This window comes from Burkholderia sp. WSM2232 (assembly GCF_000472545.1).
In the GTDB taxonomy this organism is placed as follows: Bacteria; Pseudomonadota; Gammaproteobacteria; order Burkholderiales; family Burkholderiaceae; genus Paraburkholderia.
The window spans coordinates 249,724-270,991 of the sequence record NZ_KI421432.1 but is presented as its reverse complement, the minus strand read 5'-3'; the positions used below and the strand labels follow the sequence as shown (position 1 = coordinate 270,991).

The window sequence follows — 21,268 nt, the reverse complement described above, 5'->3', positions numbered from 1 at the left end:
GTCAGCGATGCGAAAGCGCCTGCGCCGACTGAAGCAGATCGTCCAGCATCGACTGACGGCGTTCAGGGTCTGTGTCGCGGCCCGTCATGAAGCACAGCGCGGCGATCGGCGTGCCCGCGCGGTCGCGAACTGGCGCGGCCATGCAAAGCCGGAACGCGTTGGACAGGCCTTCCGTGCAGCAATAGCCAAGCGCTTTCGCGTTCTGCACATCGCGCATGAATTCATCGAAATCGATGCGCACGCCGTTGTCGAGCACAAAGTCCTCTGCTGGAATCAGGTCGCGGATGGCGTCGGCGTTCATGTGACCGAGCAGCAGGCGCCCGGTCGCAGTCCAGGGAATCGGCACACGCACGCCGATATCCGAGCTGATGTTGAACGGCCGCGCGCTGTTCTCCGATAGCACGACCGAGTACTTGTTCCCTTCGAGCATGCACAACTGCGCGGTCTCGTCGTACTTGCGAACGAGCGCGAGAATAGACTGATGCGCGCGGCTGATGAGGTCATTGTGCGTCGCGTAGTCCGAGCCGAAGTAATGCATCTCGCGCCCGAAGAACACATTGCCATCCGCCGATGTTTCGAGCCAGCCCACTTCGGTGAGAATGGCGACGAGTTCGTAGATGCTGGAACGCGGCGAGCCGGTCGCTTCAATTAGCTCGCGCATCGTCATGGGCCGCTGCGCCTGATGCAGCTTCCTGAAGATATCGATGACACGGTCCACACCTCGCGCGCGAGACGATTCCGTTACTGCCATTCGTTCATCCTTCAATGATCGAGCACGCGGCTGAGAAACTGCCGCGTGCGTTCGTTCGACGGGTTGACGAAGATTTGCTCCGGGTCGCCTTGCTCTGCAATCACGCCCTTGTCCATGAACACGACGCGATCCGCTGTCTTGCGTGCAAAGCCCATTTCATGGGTCACGACCACCATCGTCATGCCGTCGCGCGCGAGGCCGCGCATCACTTCGGTCACTTCGCCGACGAGTTCAGGGTCGAGTGCGGATGTGGCTTCGTCGAAGAACATGATGCCGGGTTCGACCGCCAGCGCCCGCGCAATGGCGACGCGCTGCTGCTGTCCGCCCGACAACTGGCTGGGGTAATGCGATGCGCGGTCGGCGAGACCCACGCGGTCGAGCGTTTCCATTGCGCGTTTGCGGGCATCGGCGGGAGACATCCGGCGCGCCTTGATGAGCGCGAGGGTGACATTGCCGAGCGCGGTCTTATGCGGGAACAGGTTGAACTGCTGAAACACCATGCCGACGTGGCCGCGAATTTCGCGCGCGCGCTTCGGATCGTGCAGGGGCACCTGGTTCACCCACACTTCGCCGGAGTCCGTCGTCTCCAGTCCGGCCATGATGCGCAGCACCGTGCTCTTGCCTGAACCGGAAGCGCCGATCAGTACGAGCACTTCGCCTGCGCGCACGTCGAGATTGATCTCGTTGAGAACGCGCGTCGCGCCGAATGCCTTGCTCACGCCCGACAGAGAAATGGCTGGCTTGCTCTGGATGGTATCGCTCATGTAAGTCTCCGGCGGTCATGGTGGCGCACCCATTGCGAAAGCGGGAAGCACACGACGAAATAGATCAGCGCGACGAGTCCGTAAATCTCCACCGGCTTGCCGACGCGATCCACGATCGCCTGGCCGCCGTGCATCAATTCGGACATGCCGATCATGCTGACGATCGACGTATCCTTGATGAGAGACAGATACTGCCCGATGAGCGGCGGTAACACGATGCGCCCCGTCTGCGGTAACACGACCGAGGCGAAGGTCTGTGCGCGCGATAGGCCGAGAATCTGCGAGACTTCCCACTGTCCTTTCGACACTGACTCGATGCCCGAGCGAAAAACTTCCGCGATATACGCGCCCTGATACACGCTCAAGCCGATCACGCCCGCTGCGAAGACATCGATTGCATAGCCGAAGTACGAGACGCCGAAGTAGATGAACATCAGCGTGATGAGTACGGGCGTACCGCGGAACAACTCCGTATAGAGCTTCGCGATGCGGTCCGTGCCCCACGGCCCGAACGACCGCAACACGGCAGCGAGCAGGCCGATGAGCGTGCTTCCGACGATCGCCGCGACCGATAGGAGCAAAGTCGTCAGCAGACCTTGCAGCAAGATGGACAGACTGTTTTTCAGCAGTTCGAGTGACATGACTCAATCCCTCAGGCACGGTTCGCGCGACGCAGCGTGAATCCAACCCGCCGCCCACCTGGCTTCACGATGAGCGGCGGATGAAACATGCGTGCGCCGAGTTGACTGGCAATCCACGACAGTACATTGCTCAGCACCAGATACGCGACGAGCACCACGGCGAACGTCTGCACGTACAGGAGCGTGCGCGAATTGATGACGGTTGCAGTGCCGGTGAGTTCGGGCAACGCAATTGCAGACAGCAGCGATGTACCGAGCAACAACTGAATCAGATAGTTGACGATGGCCGGATACACCGCACGCGCTGCCTGCGGCATCACGATCTCCTTGAAAATCTGCCCGCGTTCCAGCCCAAGAATGCTGGCTGCTTCAACTTGTCCGCGCGGCACCGATTGCATGCCCGCGCGAAACACTTCCGACAGATACGCGCCCACGTTCACACCGAGCGCGATGACACCGGCCCAATAGGCATCGAGCGCAATGCCCATCGACGGCAAGCCGAAGAACACGATGAAGATCTGCAGCAGCACCGGCGTATTGCGAATGGCTTCGACGTAAGCCCGCGCGATGAACCGCACAATGGCCGATGGCGACATGCTGGCAAGCGCGGCGATGAGACCGAGCGCGAGGGCCAGCACGAACGACAGCAACGTGACCTGTAATGTCAGCCAGCCGGCCTTCAGGAACTCGGGGACGTAGCCCCACAGAGTCAGCCATTGATAGCTCATCTGCGCCTCCGCTTCAGAACTGCGGATTGAGCGGATATTTCGGATCGACGCCGAACCACTTCTTGTACAACTGCGCGTTCAGCTTCGATGCATTGATGTTGAACAGGAACAGGTTCAAATAATTGAGCCACGCCTGGTCGCCCGCCTTTACACCGAACGCGTTGTATTCCAGCGGCACGAGTGCCTCGTTCGTCACGGTCAGTTCCGGATCGAGCTTCGCCTGATACGCAAGGAAGTTGTTGTCCTCGATCATCGCATCGGCTTGGCCCTGCTTGACGGCGAGAATGGCCGCCTGCGAACTGTCATATTCCTGAATCTTGACGGGGATGCCCATCGAGCGGACTTCGTCGCCGTTGGTCGAGCCTTTCACCGTGGCGATGGTGCGCCCGCTCATGTCCTTCGCCGACTGGATGCCGCTGCTCTTCTTCACGAGCATCGCTTCGCTGGCGACAACGTACGGCGATGTGAACTCGACTACCTTGGCGCGTTCGAGGTTGCGCGTGAAGTTGCAAAACACGACATCGACCTTGGCGGTCTGCAGATTGGGGATGCGATTCGCGCTGGTGGTGTTCACAACTTCGAGCTTGACGCCCATCTGCTTCGCCAGTTCCTTGGCGAGGTCGACGTCGTAGCCGTCCGGATTGCCGTCTTTGTCGTAGAACCCGAACGGCGCGAACGTAAGGCAGTCGCCGACGCGCAGCGTGCCGCGCTGAAGCACAGCCTGAAGCGTCGACGCAGGTGCCGCTGCCGCTGGACCCTGCTCGGGCGTCGCCACTTTCGTGCAGGCGGAGAGCGCGAGCAGTCCGCTCACGGCGGTTGCGGCGAACAGCAGGGCGGCCTTGGCGCCCTTGGTGGCGAGCTTCATGTTCAGATCCTGGTAGAGGGTTGGTCTGAGAAACCGCTCCCAGCTTTGCCTCGCGAAATCTTCCGTCGAAGCACTAGGTTGTCCGATATACCGGACAGTTATCTGGCGAGCCGGATTGAGGGGCAAGTGTTGGACGCTAAAAAGGGCGGCGCAAGCAGCCAGAACCCTAATTGCGTCCCGCATTTTGGCGGGCTAGCTGGCGATCGGGTTTACGTGTTTGCGCATTGCGCGGTAATGAATTTTTGATCCCGCTGGCGGATCGTTGCCTCTGTCTTCCGGCAACGGCACAGTTTCGTTTCGCGGGAGCAGACAAGCCATGCGGACCGGAGCGGCTGTTTGCCTGCGCTTTCGGAAGGCGCTGCGCACGGTGTTTGCCGAATAGGGTGGCCTGCCACCGGACGCGCGGTGGCAGCGGGGCAGCAGAGAAGGTTTATTGACTCTTCGGGCGGGGTCGTAGGCGCACTCTGTCCGCGCCGGAAAAAACATGGCGCCCGCTATTGTTCACTTCGCCGACGAGTTCAACACGTCGACTGCCGCTTTGCACGCCGCTTGCAGTTGCTCGCGCATCAATTGCTGCACGCGCGGATCACCGTTGACAATCGCGTCGCGGATGAGAACCGCCTGTTCGAACGAGGCCTGCATCCGGCCACCTCGCGACATTGCAATGCGACGCAGCCGCCGCACTGGTCCGATCAGTGCGGCGTGGTTGTCCCGCAGTGTGCGGTTGTCGGCGATCGCCATGACGATCGTATAGAAGCCGTCCAGGGCGTCGACATAACTCGCGGGATTCTGCGCGGCGACGCTCGCTCGCATCGCCTCGATCACATCGTCCAGTTGCGCCCGGCCGAGCGCCGTGATGCGCTGGGCCGCAAGTTCCACTGCGAGACATTCGAGCGCCGCGCGAACCGTGTAGATCTCTTCGACGTCCCGTAACGTGACCGAACGCACGAAAGCGCCCACGCGCGGCACCACCGTGACGAGCCCTTCGCGCTCCAACTGCGCAAACGCCTCGCGCATCGGCGTACGGCTCACGTTCAGCAGCCTGGCAACCTGAACCTCGGACAGGCGGCTACCCGGCGCAAGCACGCCTTCGACGATGGCCTCGCGCAAGGCCGGCACCACGACCCCCTCGCTCAGCGAATCGCTCGATGCGTCGGCACCGCGCATGCGCAAATGGTACTTACGCCCAATCGTGTCCAGCGGATGTTCGGCCGATTCATCGGCCGCATGAGATTTGATTTTTGCTGAAGTCGGCATTGACACTCCGAAGTTTGCTGAATACGCTGTATACAGATTATACAAGGAGGCGACGTGGAACATCTGTCTTTACCACAGCCTGTGCGGATCGACCGCGCGGGCGGCGTACTGACCTTCACTCTGGACAATCCGGCGCAGCGCAACGAGGTCACCGGGCCGATGTTCGACGCAATGCTTGCGGCGTTGCGCGCAGAGGTCGTCCAGCCTGCTGCTCGCGTGCTGCGGATTCGCGCGACAGGCGACGTCTTCTGCACCGGCCGCGAGCGAGCCGGGCGCGACGCGTTGGGCATTCATGCGGAAGTGTCGCGCCTGATCGAACTCAAAAGACTGCTGCGTGCCTCGCCGCTCATCACGATCGCCGAGGTGCAGGGCGATGCGCACGGCTTCGGTTTCGGACTCGCGATCCTGTGCGACTTCACGCTCGTCTCGGCGCGCGCCGGCCTCGCCTTTCCAGAGATGCGCAACGGCTTGCCGCCCGCCGCCATCATGGCCTATCTGGGCCGCTACGCGCTCCCTAAGCAGGTCTTCCCGATGGTGCTGTTCGGCGACACGATCACGCCTCGCGTTGCACTGCAGGCCGGGCTGATTACGACGATCTGCGAGCCGCACACATTGCAGTCGGAGGCCGAGGCGCTGGTCGAACGCATTCTTGCTCTCGACGAAGCGGGCGCGCGGCAATGCAAGGCGTTCTTCCAGGCGGCCGAGGAAAGCACGATCGAGCAGAACTTTCGCTGCGCAACGGAAATGCTCACCGTGACCAGCATGCGGCTCAGGCAGCGCAACGCGAGTTGAGCGCTTCGCACTGGTCGACCACAACAACAGGCCAGGAACTGGCTGGAGACAGAACATGAACGTGAATGCAGGTGCAAGGCTGGACCGGTTGCCCATGTCGGCGTTCCATCGACGGATCATGTGGCTGATCGGTATCGGCATGTTCTTCGACGGTTTTGACATCTACGTCGCGTCGACTGTGCTGGGCGCCACGCTGCGAAGCGGCTTTTCGACGCTCGGACAGAATGCCCTTTTCGTATCGCTGACCTTCCTCGGCATGATGCTGGGTTCGCTCGGCACCGGCTTTCTGGGCGATCGTTTCGGCCGCCGCTTCACGTATCAAGTCAATCTGGCAATCTTCGGGCTTGCGTCGCTCGGCGCGGCTCTCGCGCCGAACATGAGCGTCCTGATCGCGTGCCGTTTCCTGATGGGCATCGGTCTTGGCGCCGAGAATGTCGTGGGCTATTCGACATTGACCGAGTTCGTGCCGCCGCGCTCACGCGGGCGCCTGCAGGGCTTGATGGCCGTGTTCGTCGTATCCGGCCTGCCCGTCGCCGGGCTGATTGGACTGCTCGTCATTCCGTGGCTGGGCTGGCGCATGATGTTCGTGCTCGGCGGTATTGGCGCGCTCGGGGTCTGGTATGCGCGCAAGTCGCTGCCCGAATCGCCGCGCTGGCTCGAAGCCGTAGGCCGTCACGATGATGCTGAAGCGATCCTGCAGCGCATCGAAAAGGAGGTCGCCGCACAGCGACCCGGCGTGCCGCTTGCACCGCCCGCCGTCAATAAGCCGGCCCCGGCGCCTTCGGGCGCGCTCGGCTCGCTGTTCGTCGGCGCCATGTTGCAGCGGATGATCGTCGGTTGTGTGACGCTCATCGTCATCAATACGCTGCTGTACGGTTTCATTACCTGGCTGCCTACGTTCTTCGTGCACCAAGGCCTGAGCATCGCCCGCTCGTTCGGCTATGCGCTCGTGATGTCGCTCGGCGCGCCGATAGGTTCCGCGATCGGCGCATTCACCGCGGACGTGTGGGGCCGCAAGCCGACTATCGTCGGCGCGTCGCTCTTCGCGATCCTGTTCGGGGCGATCTATCCGTTTGTCAGCAATCCCGTGCTGCTGCCGGCCGTGGGCCTGCTGCTGACGATCCCGATTTACGTGCTGGTCGCGCTGCTGTTCGCCATCTACGTGCCGGAACTGTTTCCGACGGAAGTGCGGCTGCGTGCGTCCGGCATCTGCAACACACTGGGCCGCGGCGCGACGATCGTTACACCGTTTGTCGTAGTCGCCCTGTTCGGGCAGTACGGCATTGTCGGCGTGCTGGCGCTGATGATCGGCCTGCTCGCGATTCAGATTGTCGTGGTCGCGTGGCTCGGTGTCGAGCCGACCGGCCAGCGTCTCGAAGACCTTCAGCCCGGCGGCACTCTTCGCGAGGGCGGCGTGCGCGCCGATGCTCGCGTGTCGCCTCTCAAGTAACCGCAGGAGCAATGGATATGGATGCAGTCAACAAACAGCACCTGAACGCACAACTCTTTATTGACGGCGAGTGGGTCGACGCCGACACCGGCCGCACGATGGATATCGTCAACCCCGCCACGGGCGCCGTGATCGGCAGCCTGGCGGCGGCCTCCGGGTCGGATGTGGACCGCGCGGTGCGGGCGGGGCATGCCGCCTTCGAAGGAGGCGCATGGCGCGACATGCCGATCCAGCAGCGCGCGCGCGTAATGAACCGGTTTGCCGATCTGTTCGAAGAGGATCTTGAAAACTTTTACCGGCTAGAGACGTTGAACAATGGCCGGCCAATCGCCGAGACGCGCGCGCAGATTTCGCGTCTTCCCCAGTTCTATCGATATTTCGCGGCGCTTGCGCTAACCCGCCGCAGCGACGTGATCCCGATAGAAGGTCCTTACCTTTGCTACACGCAACGCGTGCCGCTTGGCGTCGTGGCGCTCATGACGTCGTTCAATCATCCGTTGATGATTCTGTCGAAGAGCCTCGCGCCTGCGCTCGCGACGGGTAATAGCGTGGTGATCAAGGCTTCCGAACAGACGCCGCTCACAACTGTCCGTCTTGTGCGCCTGCTGCAGCAAGCCGGCGTGCCGAAGGGCGTGGTCAACGTCGTGAACGGCGAAGGCCGCGAGGCGGGCGCGGCGCTCGCGCGCCATTCGCTGATCCGGAAGGTCGTTTTCACTGGCGGCACGGAAGTCGGCCGGTCGATCGGCGAAGCGGCGGCGCGCAGCTTCGCACTGACGACGCTCGAACTCGGCGGCAAGGGCGCCGTGATCATGTTCGACGACATGGACATGGATCGCGCGGTCAACGGCGCCGCGTTTGCGTCGTTTATCGGCGCGGGCCAGACCTGCGTGTGCGGCGCGCGCATTCTCGTGCAGGCATCCATGTACGACGCGTTCCTCGAACGCTTCAAGGCGAAGGCCAGTCGCATTCGCGTGGGAGACCCGGAAGATCTGAAGACGCAACTTGGGCCGGTAATTTCCGAGCGCTCGCGCCAGCGTATTTTTGGCATGCTCGAACGGGCACAGGTTGCGGGCGCAAAAGTGTTGACGGGTGGCGGCGTGCCGCAAGGGCTCAAGCAGGGCTTTTTCATTGAGCCGACCGTGCTCCACAACGTGGACCCGCACTCCGAGATCGGGCAGGACGAAGTGTTCGGCCCGGTTACCGTGGTGATGCCTTTCAAGGACGAAGCCGACGCCGTGCGCATCGCCAACGATTCGCAGTTTGGCCTGGCCGCCTCGGTGTGGACGCTCGACGTCGCGCGCGCCCACCGTGTCGCGAGCAAACTCGAGTTCGGTATGGTCTGGGTCAATGACCATCATCGGCTAGATCCCGCTTCGCCCTGGGGCGGCTTCAAGAACAGCGGCGTGGGGCGCGAGACCGGCATCGAATCGTTCGACCAGTTCACCGAGCCGCGCGCGGTCACCGTCAACACGAGCGGCAGCACGGTGGACTGGTATGCCGACGACGGTGAGCTGAAGCGTTTGAACTAGGGGAGGGCGGCATCGTGTGGCGGCTCGCTGTTCGGTCTGCGGATCAGATACGCGGGCGGTGCGACCGTTACGATCGGCGTGTCGAGCAGCTTTCGCGGGATCAGACTCGATAAACGAGGTTCGCCGGATCGCAGGGCAGGATCGAAGCTGTCCATGACAAGCTCGCGCAGCTGCTCGCCGGCAACGAACTCGAGTTCCAGCTCGGGATGCAGTTCCCTGAATCCGTCGAGCTTCGGCCCAAGGATGATCCGCAGAAGACCGGATCCGCATTGAGGCGCAGCTTGCCGCGCGCCGTCGCCGCCCCACCCGCCGCAGCATCGGCGGCTCCCGCCATTCCCCTCAGGTGCGGCATCACCTGCTCGTAGAACCGCCGGCTCGCGGCAGCGACAACGTGCGCCGCGCGCAGGACGCGCATGCAGCGCTTGACGACGCATGACCACATTCGGACACACTGACGGTTCGCGTGGGGGCGGTCAGAAACGGTCGGCCGGCCTTGCTCTGCAATTTGCATATCCAGGGTCTCGTCCTTCCTCGCTCAATGGCCGTTCTGTGGCGAGCGGATTGCTGGCGGCACTGCCTCGATCCGGCCATGAAGCAGTGTTTCGCTGACAGCGGTGAACGGCCATTCGAAGGACCGCTCGGCTTCGGTAAGGGGCGTTGGCCCGGCCGCAGCTTGGGCCACGACCCGCAAGTTACTCGGCCAGCTTGAATGTCAACGCATCTGGTCCGATTCGCCGGCGTCGGACTGCTTGATCAAAAAGTCACTGTAGCTTCGGTTCCGGATCCAGGACGGCGCGCGTCCACGGCCGCTCCAGGTCGCACCCGTGACGGGATCCTGATATTTCATCTGAATTGGTCTGGTGTTGTAGGTGCCTCGCCGGTCAATGCGTAACTGGTTGGGCACGAGGTTGAAGAAGTTCATGACCTGGCGGACATGTTCGATTGCAGCTTTCTGCTCCTGCTGCCAGGCGACCGATATCCGCTTATCGAGTTGTGCGAGTTGCTGCTTTAACATCTCCACTTTGCTGCTCATGTTCTCGTTCCGAAATATATGGTCAAGTTGTCGCATCGCTTCCGGTTCTCGCGGCGGGTGTCCGGCCGACTTTCTCAGCCATCCTCGTCCTGCTCGGTACGGACCTCTCAAACGAAGAGTCCAAGCTCCATATTTTTTACATATCAAGTGAAATATGAAATGCATTCGTAATAATATCCAGTTGCATTTCAGATATCAATTGATATCTCGATCATCATGAGAACGGCCACCACCACCCCTCGGCTGAGCCGCGAAGATAGTCAACTGCAGACCCGCGCGCAGTTGCTTGCTGCGGCGGCGCGGCTGTTTGTCGAGAGAGGTTTCAGCGGTACATCTCTCAGGGATATCGCGGCAGAGGCCGGTTATACGCAGGGGGCTTTCTACTCGAACTTTGCGAGTAAGGAAGACCTGTTTATGGAACTGATGCGAGAGCGGTCAAGGACGCAAGTAAGCGACATCAGCCGGGCGCTGAGCGACCCGTCTGCGTCTGCGGAGGACATATTGAGCGCGTTGGAGGTTTGGGCAGAGACGCTTGATGCAGAGCCCGAATGGTCTGTGTTGGGCGTTGAATTCAAGCTTCAGGGACGCCGCAATCCCGCTTTTGCAACGGCCTCACAGGTGTTGCTGGACGCTCATCGTGATGGCCTTGCCTACTGTATCGGGCAGATTTTCGCGAGGCTGGAAAGAGTGCCGCCCGAATCGCCGACCGTATTGGCTGCGGCTTTCATGGGTCTCTCACAAGGCCTTGCGCTGCAGCGTTCGATGCTGGCCGAGGTGCCCATTGGACGTATGATCATGGTGTTCTTGCGCGGCTTGCTGGCCGCAGCGCCGCCTATGCGCTGATCTCGAAGGGGTGAGGCTGATAGCGGCGCGATGGGCGCGGCGATGCCGGCGAGCTTTTCCGAGAGAGCCTCGATAGCTTACCGAGACTCTTCGATTGCAGCCTCAGCGCCACGGCGAAAACATGGCCGCGGATCGGTGACGGTTGGCCTCGGTCACCGTCTGCTCGCGAACCGATGATGAATCGCCCCCCATCGCAACCAGTCTGCTGGAGACGTCTTTCCAAAGAAGAAGGGCGTATGGAGCCGTCTGGTTGCCGGTCGGAGACGGGCTAACCGTTTCGAATGTGACGCCGAAGGTCACGATGAGCTGGCTCGCTTGTGGGTGAGACCAGGTCTGTCCATCGCCCACGCGACGAATGTGTGCGATGTCAATCCTGGCCAGTTGCGCAAATGGATTGCATCAGCGATCGTCGCGCGCGAGCTCGGCTACTGGCGGCACGACGTCCGCCATCGGTGCGGATGGGGCGACATGCACGTCGCCTGCCTTCGCGGGAAATGGTGCGTCTTGCACGCGGAGCCGGCTCAGGAACGCGAATGCCGCGAGCGCGCACAGTAGCGTAACGACTGTGAGTCCGTCGAGCAGTCGGCCGAACGCCGCATAGTAGCTGGCCTGCAGCGTCGCGCGCGCGACGTCCGGTAGCCGCGCCGCGGCGTGCGCGAGGTCACCCGTCGCGAGCCGTGCGGCCGCCTCGGCGATGGCCGCCGGTTCCGCGTGCTGGACCGCCACATGCAGGCGACCCTGCGCGAGCGCCGCAAGTAGCGCGCTCACCACCGCGAGCGCGACGCCTTCGCCCGCGACACGCGTCGTGCTGAAGATGCCTGTGGCCATTCCCGCGCGCGATTTGGGCACCACGCTCACCGACAGACCGTCCATCAGCCCCCACGGCATCCCCGCGCCAATGCCGATCGCGAGCATCGGTCCGGTCGTGCTCGCCTCCGCACCGGTTCGCAGCGCGCCGGCGAGCGCATACAGCCCTGCCGCTGCGATCACCAGCCCGATTCCCGAGATCGCGCCCGCCGACATCCAGCGAGTGAGCGTCGCTGCGACGAACGGCACGACCAGCATTGGAGCCGACAACGCAAGCATCAGCCAGCCCGCGTGAACCTCGTCATAGCCGTCGACGCCGATGAAGCGCAGCGGCAACACGACGAGCAGCACGATGTAGCAGTAGCAGGTGGCGATCGGCAGCACCTGGACGCCGACGAAGCGTGGATATCGGAACAGCGACAGATCCAGCATCGGCCGCGCGACGCGTGTCTCGACAATGATGAACGCGACGGCGAACGCGACGCTCGCCGCAAGCAGCCCGATCACGGCTGCAGAAGTCCAGCCGCGGGACGGTGCCTCGATGACGCCACATGTAAAGCAGGTGAGCGCGGCCGTGAACGTCACGGTGCCAGCCCAGTCGAGCTGACGCGCGTGCGGATCGCGCGACTCGCGCATGCGCGGAACGCCGAACCCGAGTGACAGCGCGCCCGCGAGTGCGCCGGTCGCGAAAATCGCGCGCCAGTCGAACTCGGCGATCAGCCAACCCGCCAGCACCGGGCCGAATGCGAGGCCGATTCCGAACGTCGTGCCGAGCGCACTGAACGCGCGGGTTCGCGCGTGGCCGTCGAATTCCTGTGCGAGCGCAGCCGTGCCTCCCGCGAGTGCCGCAGCGGCCGCCACGCCCTGTGCGGCACGCAACAGATCGACGACTACGATCGACGGCGCGAAGCCGAGCGCGAGCGAGGTCAGCGTGAAGCCCACGACGCCACACGCGAACACGCGCCTGCGGCCGAACCGGTCCGCGAGCGTGCCTGCGGCCATCAGCAGGCTGCCGAATGCGAGCATGAATGCGTTCGTGATCCAGTTCATCGCGACGGGGCCGCCGCCTAGGTCGCGGCCGATCGCGGGCGTCGCGACTGCGCCGCCGGAGAATGCGAGTGGCAACGCGAGCGCGGCCATGCAGACGGCGCCGAGCACGACGAGCCGCCTCGTTGAGTTAGGAGAATCCATAGAGTCCATCACCGCTCCTCGTGAAATATCGATGCATCTGACCCATTTGGCCGAGCGACAAAAGATATTCCCGATTCAATGCGCTAAAAACAACGTGCAAGTCCATAAATAGCGGAGTCAAATTCCGCAATGAACCGAATCATCAAGGGTCAAATCGACATGGACAACCTGAACGGCATCGTCGCTTTCGTGCGCACCGCGGAGACGCTCAGCTTCGTCGCGGCCGGACGCAAGCTCGGCATCTCTGCGTCGGCGGTCGGCAAGACAATCGCGAGGCTCGAGCGTGCGCTTGGCGTGCGGCTCTTTCACCGAACGACGCGCCGGGTCACACTGACGGAAGAAGGGCGGCATTTCCACGAGCGCTGTCATTGGATTCTCGAAGAGTTGCGCGACGCGGAGGCTATGCTGTCGAAGGCAGCGCAGACGCCGCGCGGCCAGCTACGCGTGAGCCTGCCCGTAATCGGCTATCGCTTCCTGCTGCCGGTGCTGCCCGCGTTCAGCGCGCGCTATCCGGACGTCGAGCTGGATCTCGATTTCAATGACCGGCTCGTCGATGTAGTTGATGGAGGTTTCGACGCGGTGATCCGCAGCGGTGCTCTCTCCGATTCAAGCCTGACGTCGCGTCGGCTCGGGCCCTTCCGGTTCGTGTTGTGCGCATCGCCCGGCTACGCTGCAAGCGCCGGCCTGCCGCGCACACTCGACGAACTGGTGGGGCACAGCTGCGTGCGCTACCGGTTTCCGACCACCGGCAAGCTGCAGCCGTGGATGCTCACGGCGGACGGCGGCGAACCGCCGAACCTGCGCACCGTGATGACCTGCAACAACATGGAGGCGCTGCGCGGCGCGGTGATCGCCGGCTTCGGAATCGGCTTCATGCCGGACTTCCTCGCGCGCGACGCGCTCGCGAGCGGCGTCCTCGTCACGGCGCTGGACGATCACCCGATTGCGCCCGGTCAGTTTTCGATCCTTTGGCCGTCGAGCCGGCAACTGTTGCCCAAGCTGCGCGTGTTCGTCGACTTCATGTGTGCGCACCTGTTTCAGGAGCAGTGAAAATCGCTGCGGGGGAGAAGGGCAATCCCACTCTGGCGGGGCAGTAGCACAACAACTGTTGCGTTTGCACTTATTCGCAGATCAACTCGATGAGACGAGCGGCGGCTGTACTCTCAAAGCGGTCGTCGCGGTGACCCCAGTTCGAAGGGCAGTTCACGGTCGGAAGTACAGACTGACGACTGTCCGTTTCGGACAGCGAAATTCCACTGGCCGCTTTCCGGCGATGAATTCGAAAAGCGGATTGCCGCATCGCGACCCGAAGCGGTCAGCGGGATTGCTCGAAAGCAGCCGCTCATGGGGCGAAAGTGCGGCCCTTGACCAGTTCGTTAGGTACGACGTCGGAATTCAGGACGTAACAACGCGAATTGCAGGAGATCGTGATAAGTGGCGCGCCAGTATCCAGCCTGACGCTGGTACCCTTCACGGAGAAAGCCCAACGCCTCCAGCGTTTTTATAGATGGTGCGTTTTGAGGGTGAACCTGTGCTTCGATGCGGTTTAGCTGCATGGTATCGAAACCGTAATCGATCGCGGCGGAAAGCGCTTCGTTCATGTATCCATTGCCACGCGCAATCGGAGCTAGCTCATAGCCGACGACGCAGCTTCGCCAATTTCGATTCCATCGAAAGAGACCGCATGTACCAAGGAACAGGCCGTCCGAAAGTCTCGTGACGGCCCAGCGGACGCCTGAGCCACTGCGCCGCCACTCGGCAAACATCTGAATCATCTTGGCGGCCTCTCCTATCTCGGTCATTGCATCGGTACCGAACCAGCGCATACTCTCAGGGTCGCCGTGCACAGCAAACAGCGATGGCGCGTCGCTGAGCAAAAGCTCCCGCAACGACAGCCGCGCAGTTGTCAGATTTGGAAAGGCTCCTTCCTTGTCGGTTATATTGATGGACACCACGCCCCTCATATCTCGGTGTTTCAAGAAGTTTGCCCGATTGTCGCCAGTTCGGTGCCGCCGATCCAATGTGCGGAGTTGGCCGCACAGCGCCCGACGCAAGAGCGCGACGAACATCGCCGGGCGGCCGCCTGACGCAACATCGCATAACACCCCTTACAAGACCATCGTCCTTTCCCAAAGGCTGCCGTTCGCCGCCATCTTCTTCAGCCCGCGATCAAGCTGAGGATCGGTTCAGGCACACCATCGTTTTAAGCTGACCCACTTCTATCCCGCGCGCACTGTGTAGCCTCGGGTTGTCCCAGCGGGCCAAGCTCGATGCGTTTCCGTCGTTAATAAGTCCAATCTCCCTCAATACAGCTACGGCAGTCGCGTAGAGCGCTGACAGGTCGCCGTCCGCAATCTTAATGGCGATGCCAACGCCGAGGCTCCTTATTCCCATTGCATAGGTGCCGTCTGCACCGACTTTCGCGACACAATTCCCATAGGTTGCCTGCGCGATAGCCAAGTCGCAACGACCGCGCCCTGACACCATCTCCGGGTGTGAAGTCATCGCCGCGAAGATTTCGGACAATACGGCGTCCGCTCTCGCGCCGTCGCCGGACGCTCCTGCAGCGAGACGGGCCCACATCATCGCGAGGCGTGATATCGGCATGCCAATGTTAGGTGCACTGCATCCATCCGTGCCGAACCAGAGGTCGGACTTGCGCACTCCCGACAGCCGCTCGATCTGCTGAACGATGTCTTGCTGCAGCGGGTGACCGGCCGCCACGTAGTCGCTGTGATCGTGGCCGTGCATGCGGCAATATCCCAAGAAACCAGTGTGCTTGCCCGAACAGTTATTGTGCCGCTGGTCAAAGTAGCTGCCGACCGGGGGCAAGTTGTCCTCTCCGTACTGAATTGGCAAATGCATCCCGCAGCATAGATCCCGCTCCGATACTCCGATTTTTGAAAGCATGGCGCCGACCGAGTCTACGTGGGAGTCTTCGCCGGAATGACTTCCGCACAATAGCGCCACTTCTGAAGGCGAAAATCCAAAATGGGAAGGGCCGCGATCTCGCACAAACGGAATCGCCTGAAAGGGCTTGGTGGTTGAGCGGGAGAACGCATAGACATCCGGATCTCCGGACCATGCGAGCAGTGTGCCTTGGGCATCCGAGATTGCGACCGAACCCCAATGACTGCGCTCTACGTGACCATTACGCGTGGCAGCAGCTAACAAAGTGTGTTTCATGGTGGATTTGTTCGCAATGTACTTCGCTGGAAAATGCTGGTGAAAACGCCGGTTGACACTCCGACTTGAGGAGTTGCTGACACAACCTGCGGAATTTGCCGGCATCGTCAACGATTGGGGAGTCCCTGTCGAATGACCGGTTGTGGCCGAAGTGAGCCGGTAACTAAGCCGGTAACCAAGCCGACCAACGTCGGAACAACATCGTTGCTAGACTGCGGGCCCTTCTGGCGGCTGCTCCCGGACTGCAACAGCAATTGAACTGCCGACGATCGCAACTATTCCAACGACTGGCACGAGGGATAATGTCTCACCCCACACCAAGAAGCCAAAAAGCGTTGCCCAGATGATGCTTGTGTAAGTGTAGGGGGCAAGCCTTGCCGCGCTTTCTCGCCTTACTGCGATTGTAAAGAGAAGCTGTCCCGCCGTGGCGAGGGTCGCCAAAGACGCCATGATGAACAGATGCTTGATGGTCGGCGTCCGCCACGTGAAAAATAGGGAAAGGCCAGTAAGGGCGGCTCCAAAGGCCGTGAAGAAAAGCACGGTTAGACTCGAGTCTTCGCTAGCCTTGAGCTTACGAATCTGAATCATGGAAAGTGCGCCACAAAAGGCGCTCAGCAGCAGCAGACACGGGCCAATGAGGCTCGACAAGCTACTTTGGGGCCGGACGACCAGTAGGACTCCAATAAAACCTACCAACGCAGCGATTGCATTCCGCGCGAGTAAGCGCTCGCCAAGCAGGATCGGCGCGAGAAGAACGACAAAGATCGCCTCGGAATAAACGATTGCGACGGCCTCGCTCAATGGCAAATATGGCAAGCCGGCGAAAAACAGTCCGGAGGCACCAAGAAGCGTGAGCGCGCGTATCGTTTGTCCGTGAAAGTCCATATTTCGGACGCGAACACCCAACGACCCGCCACGAAGACTGACGAGAGTGGCCGGCACAAGACCGAACAGCATGCGGAAGAAAGTCACCTCGTTCGCGGGGTACTCGAGCGCTACTGCTTTACCAAGTGATTCGCGGCGCAGACTCAAGGCTTAATCAGTCAAACCCCGACACACCTGAACCCCGCATAAACATACTGATAACGAGGCTGAAACCAGTTACGAAACGTCGGCCGCAACATGCACCGTGCGGTGCGGGCGGACCCGCCCTTCAGCACATAATGCTTGCCGTCGAAGAAGTTCGCCGAATAGCCCAGATAGAACGGGAACGGCTCGAACCCGGGCAGGCCGTCGAACAACGTCGAGGTCCACTCCCAGCCATTGCCGAACTGGCCTTCCACGCCGAAAGCGCTGACGTTCTCGGGGTAGGCGTCCACGGGCCGCGGATCCCAGTGACGGAAATCGAAGTTGCCCGCGTCCGCGTGCGGCGCGCCTTGCGCTGCGCGTTGCCACTGCGCTTCGGTCGGCAGCGCCTTGCCCGCCCAGCGTGCATACGCGCTTGCCTCGGCGTGGCTGACGTAGGCGGGCCAGTCGAGCGGCAGCGGTACTTCGTCGAACATCGTGCGCAATGTCCATGCGTCCGGCCGACCGGCCTCAGCGCGCCGCGACCAGCAAGCCGGATGCTCGATGTGCTCCGCCTCCTTCCATGCCCAGTCCGGCTCCGACCACCACTTGGGCTCGCGATAACCGCCGGCCTCGATAAATTCCAGGAACGCGCCGTTGGTCACCATATAGCGGTCTATTTCGAACGCGGGCACGTCCACCCGCAATTCCCCGAACTCGTTGTCCCAGCCGAAACGGCCGCCGTCGCGCGGCATGCCGAGCGTGGCCTCGCCTGCGGGTACCCTGAGCATGGGCGACGGGCTGTTCGCGCGCCCGGGGCCGGTGACGACAGGCTCGCGCAGTTCGGTCACCTTCTGCTCGAGCGGCAACTGATGAAGCATATAGGCGAGCGTCTCGGCGTGCATCAGGCGATGCTCGATCGCGACATTCAGCAATTGCCCCGAGGCCTCGACACGCGCGGAGTCTGTCAGCGCCCGCAACTCGCGGTCGATCTGCTCGCGGGTACGCAGGCCGTACCCGCGCACGGTATCGAGCGAAGGCCAGTCATCGGGTTGATCGGTGGGAAAACCGCCGTCGACCGGGTCGATGCCGAAGGCGAAAAGCTGATCCAGTTGCGGATCGAATGCAGGCAGATCGAACAGACGCTGATCGAAAAGATTACGGTCGAAAGCTTCGAGGTGCCCGATATAAAACACGATGCGATGCCGCTCGCGGATCGGTCTTTCGTACAGAAACTCGGGCTTGACGATGGCAAAGAGATCGTCTGTGACTCGACGGGCGTCGATCAGGCGTTGAACGAGCGGATGATGCGGACCGGGATCGCGGTACATTTCGCCGGGCTCCTTGCGGGGGACGGACTAAACAAAGACTGTACCCGCTCGCAGATAGCATGCCAAGCCGAAAGGCGCACCGGAAAAGCGTGGAACCAAGGCGCAGGCGCGCGCGACTGCGGGCGCGGCCGCGCGGGCCGTGCCTCACCAGTGCGGTTCAAACCTGCCGCAAGCCGTCCAGATCGACGATACGAATGTGTTTGCCTTGCGTGTCGATCAGGCCGCGTTTTTGAAATCTTGACAGGGTGCGGCTGACGGTCTCGAGCGTCATGCCGAGGTAGCTGCCCATGTCTTCGCGCGTCATGCGCAGATTGAATTCGGCCGAAGAATAGCCGCGCTGCGCGTTGCGCTCGGATACGTCGAGCAGGAAAGCCGCGACGCGTTCGTCCGCGGAGAGCGAGCCAAGCACCATCATCTGGGCGGCTTCGCGCACGATCTGCTCGCCGAGCAGTTTGTGCAGGCGCTCCTGCATCGAGCCGATTTCGCGGCACAGCGACTTGAGCGCGGTGTAAGGCACGATGCACACCGTGCTGTCCTCGAGCGCGACGGCGCTGCACGCATGCCGGTCTTCGCTGATGCCGTCGAGCCCGAGCGCCTCGCCCGCGAGCCGCAAGCCCGTGACCTGCTCGCGCCCGTCGCGGTGCGCCATGACGGTTTTCATCGAACCGGAGCGCACCGCATACAGATTGTCGAAACGGTCGCCGCTGCGATAGAGCGCTTCGCCGCGATGGACCGAGCGCGCCGAGCAGATCAGCGTTTCGAGTTTCGAGAGCTCGTCGGTCGACAGACCTTGCGGCATGCAAAGCTGCCGCATCGCGCAACTCGAGCAGCGCGCGGCGCTGCGTGTGTGGGTGCGCGCGGCGCCGCGCGGGGCCGGCCGGCGGGGCGCTCGCGGCGGCGCGCTGACGGCTGGGGCGGGGGGAAGCGCGGAATCCGCGGCGTGCGCAACGGCGGTGGAATTAAGCATGTCTGAGCCAATGTCAGGGGGGTAATGACCGATTGTCCCACCGGCTCTGTCCCCCGTTTAGCGGCAAAATGCCGCGCTCGCGCGTCCGGGCACATTGAGCGGCGTCAGATTCGCGGGGGTTCGGCGGAAGCGTCCGAAAGCGTCGTCCTCATCGCAAACAGCCTTGCTCATCCTTTCGTGCCAATAGGCGCTTTTCAACGCGCTCGCAAACGTTTGGCAAATTTTTTACTTTCTCACAAGAGCTGCTCTCAAGGTTTAGGAATTTGTGTCGTCATATCTTCTGAGGAATTCGACGGCAGCGGAAAAGGGCGGACGGGAAAGTCCCCCCAACGGCGCAAGCCGGCCTCTGGCGTCATGCGGTGAGCCATCTTTGAGGGGCGGAATGTTCACGCCGAAGCGCAGCAGCGGCGACGCGTCGCCGCGCCCCCGCGGGGCACTTCGCGACAATTTTGATCAGGCTGTTGGGGTAAGGAATTAGACAGATGAAGATTTCAAATTTAAGAATCGGGGTTCGGCTCGGCTCCGCCTTCGCGTTGATGGTCGCGCTGCTGGTGGGCACGGCCGTGGTGGGCATCGAGCACTTGCAGTCCACTAACACGAAGATGGACGAGATCGTCAGCAATCGCTACACGCTGATCGCGCTCAGCAATCAGATCAAGAGCAACGGCTATAAGGCAAACGGCATTCTCAGCAATCTGCTGCTGACCACGTCGCCGGAAAAGGCGAAGCAGTACATGGACGACTATGCGGCCATCCGCAAAGCGAACGCGCAAGCCTATGGCGAGCTCGAGAAGCATTTGACGAGCGACGAAACCAAGTCCCTCTTCAAGCAGCAGTTCGACGCGCGTTCGGCCTACGGCGTGAGCGTGAAGAGCTTTTTCGATCTCGTCAGCAAGAACCAGCAGCAGGAGGCGCGCGACGTCTACCAGGGCGACATGGCGCGGCTGCAGGAGGCCTATTACGTGCTCGTCGACAAAATGGTCGACGTGCAGGCCGAGCGCATGGCACGCGACGTGGCCGATGCCGTCTCGGAGGCACACCGGGCGAAGCTGCAGATGATTCTGCTCGCGCTGCTGGCAACGGTCATCGCAATTGCCACGGGCATCTTCATCACGCGCACCATCACGCGGCCGATCAACCGCGCGGTGGTGCTCGCCGAAGCGGTCGCGGCCGGCGATCTGACGCATCGCCTGCAAATCGATTCGACCGACGAAGTGGGGCGCCTGCTGACCGCGCTCGAACGCATGACGGGCAATCTGCACAGCATCGTCGCGCAAGTGCGGCAGGGCACCGAAACGATCAGCCAGGCGACGCGCGAAGTGGCGAGCGGCAATATGGACCTGTCGAGCCGCACCGAGCACCAGGCGAGTTCGCTGGAAGAGACGGCGGCCGCGATGGAAGAACTCACGTCGACGGTCAGGCAGAACGCCGACAACGCACGCGAGGCAAACCAGCTTGCGTCGAACGCTTCGGACGTCGCGGTAAAGGGCGGCGACGCAGTGAACCAGGTCGTGAGCACGATGAGCGCGATCAACGAATCGTCGCGCCGGATCGTCGAAATTATTGGCGTGATCGACGGCATTGCATTCCAGACCAACATTCTCGCGCTCAACGCCGCCGTGGAAGCGGCCCGCGCCGGTGAACACGGCCGCGGGTTCGCGGTGGTCGCGAGCGAAGTGCGCGGCCTCGCGCAGCGCAGCGCCGTTGCGGCGAAGGAAATCAAGGAATTGATCGCCGACTCGGTGAATCAGGTCGGCACCGGCGGCAAGATGGTCGAGCAAGCCGGGCAGATCATCGGCGAAGTCGTCAAGAGCATTCGCCATGTAACGGAGATCGTCGCCGAGATCAGCTCGTCGAGCAAGGAGCAAAGCGAAGGCATCGAGCAGATCAACCACGCGGTCACGCAGATGGACAAGGTCACCCAGGAAAACGCCGCGCTGGTCGAGCAAAGCGCCGCAGCGGCGCAGGCCCTGCAGGACCAGGCGCAGCAACTCACTCACACCGTCAGCACCTTCAAGCTCGACAGCGACGTGGCCGGAGCACGCCGCGCCGCGCGCGACTCGCATGTGCATCGCGCGAACGACATGAGCGATGCGGGTGTGTGGCTCGCGACGGCCCAGTAGAAGTC

The 21,268-nt window shown here is 62.1% G+C and carries 19 protein-coding genes and 1 pseudogene; 6 read left to right on the top strand and 14 right to left on the bottom strand.

Features of this window, described 5'->3' with window-relative positions; all coding sequences use genetic code 11:
* Position 1 precedes the first annotated feature (1 nt).
* The 6 genes from F757_RS0131035 to F757_RS0131010 all read right to left on the bottom strand — a co-directional run bounded on the left by F757_RS0131035 (position 2) and on the right by F757_RS0131010 (position 5,006).
* Entirely contained in the window at positions 2-751 is a 750-nt protein-coding gene (locus tag F757_RS0131035) for an IclR family transcriptional regulator (protein ID WP_027214737.1), read from the bottom strand.
* An 11-nt stretch (positions 752-762) separates the two neighbouring features.
* Positions 763-1,515, bottom strand: a complete 753-nt coding sequence (locus F757_RS0131030; protein ID WP_027214736.1) for an amino acid ABC transporter ATP-binding protein — start codon at positions 1,513-1,515, stop codon at positions 763-765.
* A complete protein-coding gene (locus F757_RS0131025) occupies positions 1,512-2,156 on the bottom strand; it encodes an amino acid ABC transporter permease (RefSeq protein WP_027214735.1) in 645 nt (214 codons plus the stop codon). Before F757_RS0131025 ends, F757_RS0131030 begins: the two co-directional genes overlap by 4 nt.
* 11 nt (positions 2,157-2,167) lie before the next feature.
* Positions 2,168-2,884, bottom strand: a complete 717-nt coding sequence (locus tag F757_RS0131020; protein WP_027214734.1) for an amino acid ABC transporter permease — start codon at positions 2,882-2,884, stop codon at positions 2,168-2,170.
* Positions 2,885-2,897: 13 nt separating this feature from the next.
* Positions 2,898-3,749 (bottom strand): ABC transporter substrate-binding protein, encoded by an 852-nt coding sequence (locus F757_RS0131015; RefSeq protein WP_027214733.1) that lies wholly within the window; start codon positions 3,747-3,749, stop codon positions 2,898-2,900.
* Between the two features lie 501 nt (positions 3,750-4,250).
* A complete protein-coding gene (locus F757_RS0131010; protein ID WP_035467734.1) occupies positions 4,251-5,006 on the bottom strand; it encodes a GntR family transcriptional regulator in 756 nt (251 codons plus the stop codon).
* A gap of 54 nt (positions 5,007-5,060) precedes the next feature.
* Between F757_RS0131010 and F757_RS0131005 the strand changes: the two genes are divergently transcribed.
* From F757_RS0131005 to F757_RS0130995, 3 genes are read left to right on the top strand one after another with little or no spacing between them, the layout of a single operon-like run.
* Positions 5,061-5,798, top strand: a complete 738-nt coding sequence (locus F757_RS0131005; protein WP_027214731.1) for an enoyl-CoA hydratase/isomerase family protein — start codon at positions 5,061-5,063, stop codon at positions 5,796-5,798.
* Positions 5,799-5,853: 55 nt separating this feature from the next.
* Positions 5,854-7,248 (top strand): MFS transporter, encoded by a 1,395-nt coding sequence (locus F757_RS0131000; protein WP_027214730.1) that lies wholly within the window; start codon positions 5,854-5,856, stop codon positions 7,246-7,248.
* A gap of 17 nt (positions 7,249-7,265) precedes the next feature.
* Positions 7,266-8,777, top strand: a complete 1,512-nt coding sequence (locus F757_RS0130995; RefSeq protein WP_027214729.1) for an aldehyde dehydrogenase — start codon at positions 7,266-7,268, stop codon at positions 8,775-8,777.
* A gap of 11 nt (positions 8,778-8,788) precedes the next feature.
* On the opposite strand, the pseudogene F757_RS35565 reads toward F757_RS0130995, so the two are convergent.
* Positions 8,789-9,150 (bottom strand): annotated as a pseudogene (locus tag F757_RS35565) (LysR substrate-binding domain-containing protein); the annotation flags it as partial.
* Between the two features lie 339 nt (positions 9,151-9,489).
* A complete protein-coding gene (locus F757_RS0130985) occupies positions 9,490-9,810 on the bottom strand; it encodes an H-NS histone family protein (protein ID WP_027214728.1) in 321 nt (106 codons plus the stop codon).
* 216 nt (positions 9,811-10,026) lie between these two features.
* On the opposite strand from F757_RS0130985, the gene F757_RS0130980 reads away from it, so the two are divergent.
* A complete protein-coding gene (locus F757_RS0130980) occupies positions 10,027-10,653 on the top strand; it encodes a TetR/AcrR family transcriptional regulator (RefSeq protein ID WP_027214727.1) in 627 nt (208 codons plus the stop codon).
* Between the two features lie 399 nt (positions 10,654-11,052).
* Here F757_RS0130980 and F757_RS34450 read toward each other — a convergent pair whose 3' ends face one another.
* Positions 11,053-12,651 (bottom strand): MFS transporter, encoded by a 1,599-nt coding sequence (locus F757_RS34450; protein WP_051376908.1) that lies wholly within the window; start codon positions 12,649-12,651, stop codon positions 11,053-11,055.
* A 159-nt stretch (positions 12,652-12,810) separates the two neighbouring features.
* On the opposite strand from F757_RS34450, the gene F757_RS0130970 reads away from it, so the two are divergent.
* A complete protein-coding gene (locus F757_RS0130970; RefSeq protein ID WP_027214726.1) occupies positions 12,811-13,701 on the top strand; it encodes a LysR family transcriptional regulator in 891 nt (296 codons plus the stop codon).
* A gap of 326 nt (positions 13,702-14,027) precedes the next feature.
* Here F757_RS0130970 and F757_RS0130965 read toward each other — a convergent pair whose 3' ends face one another.
* From F757_RS0130965 to F757_RS0130945, 5 genes are all read right to left on the bottom strand, one after another.
* The gene (locus tag F757_RS0130965) at positions 14,028-14,603 is read right to left on the bottom strand and encodes a GNAT family N-acetyltransferase (protein ID WP_232221489.1); all 576 of its coding nucleotides are present in this window, start codon (positions 14,601-14,603) and stop codon (positions 14,028-14,030) included.
* A 217-nt stretch (positions 14,604-14,820) separates the two neighbouring features.
* Entirely contained in the window at positions 14,821-15,837 is a 1,017-nt protein-coding gene (locus F757_RS0130960; RefSeq protein WP_027214724.1) for an asparaginase, read from the bottom strand.
* 207 nt (positions 15,838-16,044) lie between these two features.
* Positions 16,045-16,869 (bottom strand): DMT family transporter, encoded by an 825-nt coding sequence (locus F757_RS34445; protein ID WP_051376906.1) that lies wholly within the window; start codon positions 16,867-16,869, stop codon positions 16,045-16,047.
* Between the two features lie 11 nt (positions 16,870-16,880).
* Complete coding sequence (locus tag F757_RS0130950; RefSeq protein ID WP_027214723.1) at positions 16,881-18,173, bottom strand: SUMF1/EgtB/PvdO family nonheme iron enzyme; 1,293 nt, start codon at positions 18,171-18,173, stop codon at positions 16,881-16,883.
* A 157-nt stretch (positions 18,174-18,330) separates the two neighbouring features.
* Entirely contained in the window at positions 18,331-18,987 is a 657-nt protein-coding gene (locus tag F757_RS0130945) for a helix-turn-helix domain-containing protein (RefSeq protein WP_027214722.1), read from the bottom strand.
* Positions 18,988-19,622: 635 nt separating this feature from the next.
* On the opposite strand from F757_RS0130945, the gene F757_RS0130940 reads away from it, so the two are divergent.
* Positions 19,623-21,263, top strand: coding sequence for a methyl-accepting chemotaxis protein (locus F757_RS0130940; RefSeq protein WP_027214721.1), 1,641 nt, complete (start codon positions 19,623-19,625; stop codon positions 21,261-21,263).
* The last annotated feature ends 5 nt before the right edge of the window (positions 21,264-21,268 follow it).